Origin of the sequence: Hyphomicrobium sp. (genome assembly GCF_035572195.1) — a bacterium.
GTDB lineage: Bacteria > Pseudomonadota > Alphaproteobacteria > Rhizobiales > Hyphomicrobiaceae > Hyphomicrobium_B.
The window spans coordinates 1-6605 of the sequence record NZ_DATNBA010000093.1; the positions used below are offsets into that span (position 1 = coordinate 1).

The 6605-nt window shown below is 58.9% G+C and carries 6 protein-coding genes and 2 pseudogenes; 3 read left to right on the top strand and 5 right to left on the bottom strand.

Annotated elements, in window-relative coordinates; genetic code table 11:
* The 4 genes and pseudogenes from VN623_RS13640 to VN623_RS08035 form a co-directional block, all read right to left on the bottom strand.
* Nucleotides 1-163 (bottom strand): annotated as a pseudogene (locus VN623_RS13640) (twin-arginine translocation signal domain-containing protein); the annotation flags it as partial.
* A gap of 60 nt (nucleotides 164-223) precedes the next feature.
* On the bottom strand, nucleotides 224-1198 hold the full coding sequence (locus tag VN623_RS08025; protein WP_325569887.1) for a tripartite tricarboxylate transporter substrate binding protein: 975 nt from the start codon (nucleotides 1196-1198) through the stop codon (nucleotides 224-226).
* A 45-nt stretch (nucleotides 1199-1243) separates the two neighbouring features.
* Nucleotides 1244-2224 carry a tripartite tricarboxylate transporter substrate binding protein gene (locus VN623_RS08030; protein WP_325569889.1) on the bottom strand — a complete coding sequence of 327 codons (981 nt, stop codon included), beginning with the start codon at nucleotides 2222-2224 and terminating at the stop codon, nucleotides 1244-1246.
* Between the two features lie 88 nt (nucleotides 2225-2312).
* The gene (locus tag VN623_RS08035) at nucleotides 2313-3089 is read right to left on the bottom strand and encodes a cyclase family protein (RefSeq protein WP_325569891.1); all 777 of its coding nucleotides are present in this window, start codon (nucleotides 3087-3089) and stop codon (nucleotides 2313-2315) included.
* Between the two features lie 121 nt (nucleotides 3090-3210).
* Here VN623_RS08035 and VN623_RS08040 point away from each other — a divergent pair, with 121 nt between their 5' ends.
* From VN623_RS08040 to VN623_RS08050, 3 genes are all read left to right on the top strand, one after another.
* Nucleotides 3211-3501, top strand: coding sequence for a DUF1330 domain-containing protein (locus VN623_RS08040; protein ID WP_325569895.1), 291 nt, complete (start codon nucleotides 3211-3213; stop codon nucleotides 3499-3501).
* A 90-nt stretch (nucleotides 3502-3591) separates the two neighbouring features.
* Nucleotides 3592-4857 (top strand): amino acid ABC transporter substrate-binding protein, encoded by a 1266-nt coding sequence (locus tag VN623_RS08045; protein ID WP_325569897.1) that lies wholly within the window; start codon nucleotides 3592-3594, stop codon nucleotides 4855-4857.
* Nucleotides 4858-5037: 180 nt separating this feature from the next.
* Nucleotides 5038-6333, top strand: a complete 1296-nt coding sequence (locus tag VN623_RS08050; protein WP_325569899.1) for an amino acid ABC transporter substrate-binding protein — start codon at nucleotides 5038-5040, stop codon at nucleotides 6331-6333.
* Nucleotides 6334-6406: 73 nt separating this feature from the next.
* Here the strand turns inward: VN623_RS08050 and VN623_RS08055 are convergent.
* Nucleotides 6407-6605, bottom strand: a pseudogene (locus tag VN623_RS08055) (branched-chain amino acid ABC transporter ATP-binding protein); the annotation flags it as partial.

Sequence of the window (6605 nt, forward strand, 5' to 3'; positions counted from 1 at the left end):
CGTCCAGCGGACGGGTTATCGTGTCGCTGACGCCGCCGGGCGGGAACGGACTGACCATCGTAATGGCGTGCGAAGGATAAGCGTCTTGCGCAATTGCTGGACGAGCGACAATCGTGGCGGCCGTCGCGGCCGTACCTGCGAGGAAACTACGACGATCCATATTTTACTCCCCTCTGTTGCGGGTGCCGGTTGGGTCCAGCTTATCGTTTGATTCGACGAAAGCTCATCCTTGCACGCGGCCGATCAATTTCACCGCTTCGTCGGAGCGCCTGGCGTCTTCCGCCCAGAACCTGGCAAAACCCGCTGCGTTGAGATAGTCAGGCTCCAGACCGGCATTCGTGATGGCGGTCTTGAACAAATCGGAAATTGCGGCCTTGTCGATCACTTCGTTCAGGGTAGCCACGATATTGGCGGGCGTAGCTTTCGGCGCGAAGATACCGACCCAAAGATAGTATTCGACGTCGTAGCCGAGCTCCTTCAAGGTAGGCACATCCGGCAACGCCTTCGATCGCCTACCGCCGAACGACGCCAACGCACGCAGCTTGCCGCCTTTGATATGTTGCAGAGTGGCGGAGACCGTTTGCGTGCTCATCTGTGCGTTGTTGCCGAGCAGGGCGGTCACCGCCGGTCCGCCGCCGTTCGTCGGCAGGTGGCGAAGCTTCGGGATACCAGTTGTTTTTTCCAGCAGCGCGACCGGCAGATGGGTCGCGCCATAGAGCCCGCCCGAACTGTAGATGATGGCCTCCGGGCGCTTTTTGGCGTCGTCGATCAAATCCTTGAGGGACTTGTACGGCTGCTGTTCATTGACAACCACGAGAACCGGGTCGGCGACCAGCCGCGCCAGCGGAATGAAATCGGCGCGTGTGGTTTTCGGTTGCCGCCCGAAGAGTTTGTCGACTTCCTCGTAGCCGGAAATTCCATTGTTGTGCGAGAGAAGCGTGTAGCCGTCAGGTTTGGCACTGGCTCCGACTTGCGCACCGACTTGGCCGCCCGCGCCAGCCTTGGTCTCGACCACCACCGGCTGTTTGATGATCGGCTCGAGCGCCGCAGCGAAAGGCCGCGTCACGATATCGTTGACACCACCGGGCGGGAACGCGTTGATAATGGTAATTGGATGTGAAGGAAACGCGTCTTGCGCAACTGCAGGGCCAGCTGCGACGAGTGCGGTCGTGCCGATGACAAAGCTACGGCGATCCATCGTGTCCCCTCCGGAATTTAACGAAGCAATCTGCTGCCGGCCGCGTTAGCCCTGAACGCGGCCGATCGCATGCACCGCTGCCTCGACCCGCTTGGCGTCTTCGTCCCAGAATTTTGCGAACGCTGCCTGGTCGAGAAAGGCGACCTCATCGCCAATGTTGGTAATTGCGGTTTTGAACTGGTCGCCGGTCGCCGCCATTTTGATGGCGTCGCCAAGAATCTTTACGATCGGAGCAGGCGTATTCTTCGGTGCAAATACACCGACCCACAGCGAGAATTCGACGTTATAGCCGAGCTCCTTCAGCGTGGGCACGTCCGGCATTGATGCCGCACGCTGTGGGCTGAAGCAGGCGAGTGCACGGAGCTTGCCGGCTTTGATCTGACCGCTTGCGGGGGCGATCGCCGACACCAGCACCTGCGAATTGTTGCCGAGGAGCGCGGTGAGCGCCGGACCACCGCCGTTCGTCGGCAGATGCTTCATTTTGATGCCGGCGGCCTGCATGAACAGCGCGGTTGGCAGATGCAGCGCGCCGTAGAGGCCCGACGAGCTGAAAATCAGCTTGTCGGGATTGGCCCTGGCATCGTCGACCAGTTCCTTGACGCTTTTGTATGGCTGCTGATCGTTGACCACCAGAACCATAGGACCAGACGTCAGCCGCGCGATCGGAATGAAGTCGGCGCGCGTGAATTTGGGCGGACGATCGAACAGTTTATCGACCTCGGCAAAGCCGGAGATCGACACAATATGGATGAGCAGTGTGTAGCCGTCGGGCTTGGCTGAGGCGGCGACCTGGCCGCCAACTTGCCCGGCCGCACCAGCCTTGGTTTCGACAATACAGGGTTGCTTGAGAATCGGCTCGAGCATCGCGGTCAGCGGCCGGCCGACGACGTCGGCAGCGCCGCCCGGCGGGAACGGGTTGATGAATGTAATGGCGTGGGACGGATAGGCGTCCTCGCCGAAAGCGGGCCGCACGGCAAGGGCCGCGGCCGCGGCGGCGCTACTGGCAACAAAACGGCGTCTGTCCACGTGAGTCCTCCCTGGAAGTGCTTATTTTGCCGGTATTTGGTCCGGCATTTTCGTTGGGCGGGATGCTATCGCCCGGCGTGGTGGGCAATCAAGCATCAATGATTGCCACAGCCCTCGTCCAGCCGGCGGAACCGCCGCGCACTTTCACCGGAAAGCAGCTTACCGTGAAGCCTTTGGCAGGCAGCGCCTCGAGATTGTGCAGCTTTTCGATGTGGCAATAGCCGATGTCGCGGCCAGCACGATGGCCCTCCCAGATCAGCGACGCGTCGTGGGTTTCGGCGTATCTACTCATTGTGTAGATGAACGGCGCGTCCCAGCTCCAGCCGTCGGTGCCCGTGACGCGTACGCCGCGCTCGAGCAAATAGAGCGTGGCCTGGCGCCCCATGCCGCAACCTTTCGCGACGTAGTCGGGGCGCCCGTAGGCAGTACCGGCGCTGGTGTTCACGACGACGATCTCGAGTGGTGAGAGCGTGTGGCCGATGCGCTTGAGCTCGGCTTCGACATCGTTGGCGGTAGCGACATAGCCGTCAGGGAAGTGCCGGAAGTCAAGTTTCACGCCGGGCTGGAAACACCAGTCCAGCGGCACCTCATCGATGGTCATGGCGCGCTTGCCGTGATCCATCGTGGAAGCGAAATGCCACGGCGCATCGAGATGGGTCGTGCAATGTGTCGACAACCGAACCCATTCGAAGCCCCAGCCCTCGCCGTCTGGCAGTTCTTCTTTCTTCAATCCCGGGAAAAATTTGAGGATGTCGGCAGCAGTAGCCTGATGATCGAGATACTCGATCTTCGGGCCGTAGCCCGGCGGGTCGGCGGCCACATCGTTCTCGAGTGGAACCGAAATATCGATCACTTTACGCGCCATGATTTTGTTTCTCCGTCATCCTCGGCCTTGTACCGGGCATCCACGTCATTACTGTTCTTTGCATCATTCAAGACGTGGATGGCCGGGACAAGCGCGGCCATGACGAAAGAGGGAGAGAGATATGCCTGCTTACTGGGTTGCTCGTTCCAAGGTCAACGACCCTGTCGAGTATAAAAAATATACCGACCTGGTGCCCGCCATCATCGCCAAGTTTGGCGGAAAGGTTCTCGCCCGGGGCGGACGTTTTCAGATCATGGAAGGTCCTGATAAATTTCATCGCTTCATCGTGATCGAATTCCCGACCCTGGAGCAGGGCGTCGCATGTTTCACATCGCCGGAATACGACAAAGCCGCCGCCTTCCGGCGCGGTGGAGCGGGGGAGGTCGAAACGATCATGGTCGAAAGTGTGTGATCATCCCATCAGATGGGATGCGCCACTGGCGTGGGCAGATCGATTCGGCTAAAAAATCCGCAAAACCACAATAGTTTGGGGAGGGACAGTATGCTGCGATACATGAAATCCACCGTGTATGCGGTGGCTGCGGCAGCTGCATTTGCAGCAATGGTGGCAATACCGGCCATCGCGCAGGACAAGCAGCCGATCAAGATCGGGTTCGGTATGGCGGAAACTGGCCCGCTGGGTCCGAATGGCAAGTCTGCACTGCTCGCGATGGAAATCTGGGTTGAGGAAACAAACGCCAAAGGCGGTCTGATTGGCAGGCCGGTTCAACTCGTTCACTACGACGATCAGAGTAACCCTTCAACGGTACCCGGAATTTACAGCAAGCTGCTCGATGTCGACAAAGTCGACGTCATCGTCGGCGGCTACGGCACCAACATGTTGGCGCCCGCGATGCCGGTGGTTGTACAGCGCAAGAAGGTGTTCCTCGGTCTATACGGTCTCGGCGTGAACAGCGACTTCAACTACGACCGTTACTTCGCCATGATTCCCTCCGGGCCGGAGCCGAAGACCTCATTCACCAAGGGCTTCTTCGACACGGCGATGGCGCAAAATCCAAAGCCGGCGACGGTGGCCATCGTGGCCGCGGATGCGGAGTTTTCCAAAAACGCGTCCGATGGGGCGCGCGAGAACGCCAAGAAGGCAGGACTGAAGATCGTCTACGACAAGAGCTATCCGCCTTCGACCACCGATTTCGGCCCGATCGTACGCGGGATTCAGGCGACCAATCCCGATCTGGTCGTGATCTGCTCGTATCCGCTCGACTCGGTCGGCATGGTGCTTGCGGCGAATGAAGCCAAGCTCAATCCGAAGATGATCGGCGGCGCCATGGTTGGGCTGCAGTCGACTGTGTTCAAGACGAAGCTCGGCCCGGCATTGAACGGATACATGAACTATGACTTCTGGCTGCCCGCAAAATCCCTGATGTTCAAGGGCACAGCGGAATTCATGCAGAAGTATCAGGATCGTGCTGTCAAAGCGGGCGTGGATCCGCTCGGCTACTATATGGCCCCGTTCAGCTACTCGTATCTCGACGTTCTCGGACAGGCGATCACGGCAACTAAAAGCGTCGACGACGCCAAACTGGCCGACTATCTGCGCAAGACGACATTCAAGACCATCGTCGGCGATGTGTCGTTCGGCAAGAGCGGCGAATGGGCGAAGTCGCGGGTTTTCCAGGCGCAATTCCGCGGGATCAAGGGTAATGGTATCGACCAGTTCAAGAATCCGGATACCCTGGCCATCATCACACCGGCGGAATACAAGTCGGGCGACGTGATCTATCCCTTCGAGAAGGCGAGGCAATAAGCCTTCCCACCTTGGCCCACATCCGGGTTTCGGGGCGCAGCGCGGCTCAAATTTGCTGCGCCGCGTGCGTTTTAGCGGGTAGCATCCGGCAATTGGTCTAATCCTCGGGACTTTCTGCCGCGCCCGATGGACCATTGCGTCGGGCGCTGTCATTATTGGTCATCGAAATAAAAGACGTTCATGGGAGGAGAAGATATGCTGCACAATCTCAAGTCCCGGACATTTGCCTGGATGGCGGGGACGGCTGTCGCCGTCGTGGCCGCCGGCGCGATGTTCCTGGGGGCCGCCTCGGCCCAAAATAAGGAGCCGATCAAGATCGGTTTCGGCATGTCGTTGACCGGCCCGCTTGCCGCCAACGGTAAGCAGGCGCTGCTTGGCATGAAAATCTGGGAAGAAGAGACCAACGCCAAGGGCGGTCTGCTCGGGCGTCCGGTCAAGCTGATCTTTTACGATGACCAGAGCAATCCTTCGACGGTGCCCGGCATCTACACCAAGCTGATCGACGTGGACAAAGTCGAGCTCGTAGTCGGCGGTTACGCCACCAACATGAACGCGCCGGCGATGCCAGTGGTCATGCAGAAGGGCAAGACCTACATCAGTCTGTTTGCGCTCGACGTCAATCACGAGTTCAAATACCCGAAGTACTTCTCGGTGTTGCCAACCGGCCCGCAGACCAAGCCGTCGTTTATCGAGGGCGTGTTTCAGGTCGCTGCCGCGCAGACTCCGAAGCCGACGACACTCGGGCTGGTGGTCGAGGACGCCGAGTTCTCCAATAACGCCTGTGACGGCGCCCGCGAGAACGCCAAGAAGTTCAATATGAAGATCGTTTATGATCGGAAATATCCGCCGAGCACGACGGACTACACGCCGATCGTGCGCGCCGTGCAGGCCGCCAATCCGGACGTGGTCATCGTCTGTTCCTACCCGTTGGGCTCCGTCGGCATTGTGCAGGCGGTGCGTGAGCTCAATTACAAGCCGAAGATCATCGGAGGCGCGATGGTCGGATTGCAGGCCACGGTCTTCAAGAGCAAGCTTGGACCAAAGCTCAACGGCATCATCAACTATGAGACATGGGTGCCGTCCGACAAGTTGATGAAGCCCGCAGCCGAGTTCTTCAAAAAATATCAGGCGAAGGCCGGCGCTGAAGGCGTCGATCCACTTGGCTACTATCTCGGTGGGTGGGGCTACGCGTATATCAACATGCTCGGCGAGGCGATTGCCGGCACGAAAAGCATCGATGACAACAAGATTGCGGACTACCTGCGCAAGACACCGCACAAGACGATCATGGGCGACTGGTCTTACGGCCCGGGTGGCGAGTGGACGAAGTCAGGCATGATGCAAGTGCAGTATCATGACATTAAGGAAGGCGCTGGCCTCGAGACCTGGAAAGGCATGGGATACCAGAACGTGCTTACACCGGCTGATCTGAAGACCGGCAACGTGATTTATCCCTACGAGAAAGCTCTGCAGTAGTCTGGTTGCGCTCCGAATAAAAAGCGGCGCGGGACAAGTCCCGCGCCGTTTTGCTTTTGGAGATTCGCGCTCGTTACATGCCCATGTAAAGCTTGCGGACCAGATCGTTGTTATTCAGTTCCTCAGCCGAACGGCCCTCGAAAGCGATCTTGCCGTGCACGATCACATAGCCGCGATCGGCGATACGGATCGCCTGCGTGAAATTCTGTTCAGCCATCAGCACCGTCAGCTGGTAGTGATCTTTGAGGAGTTTGATGGCGTCAATAGTGCGC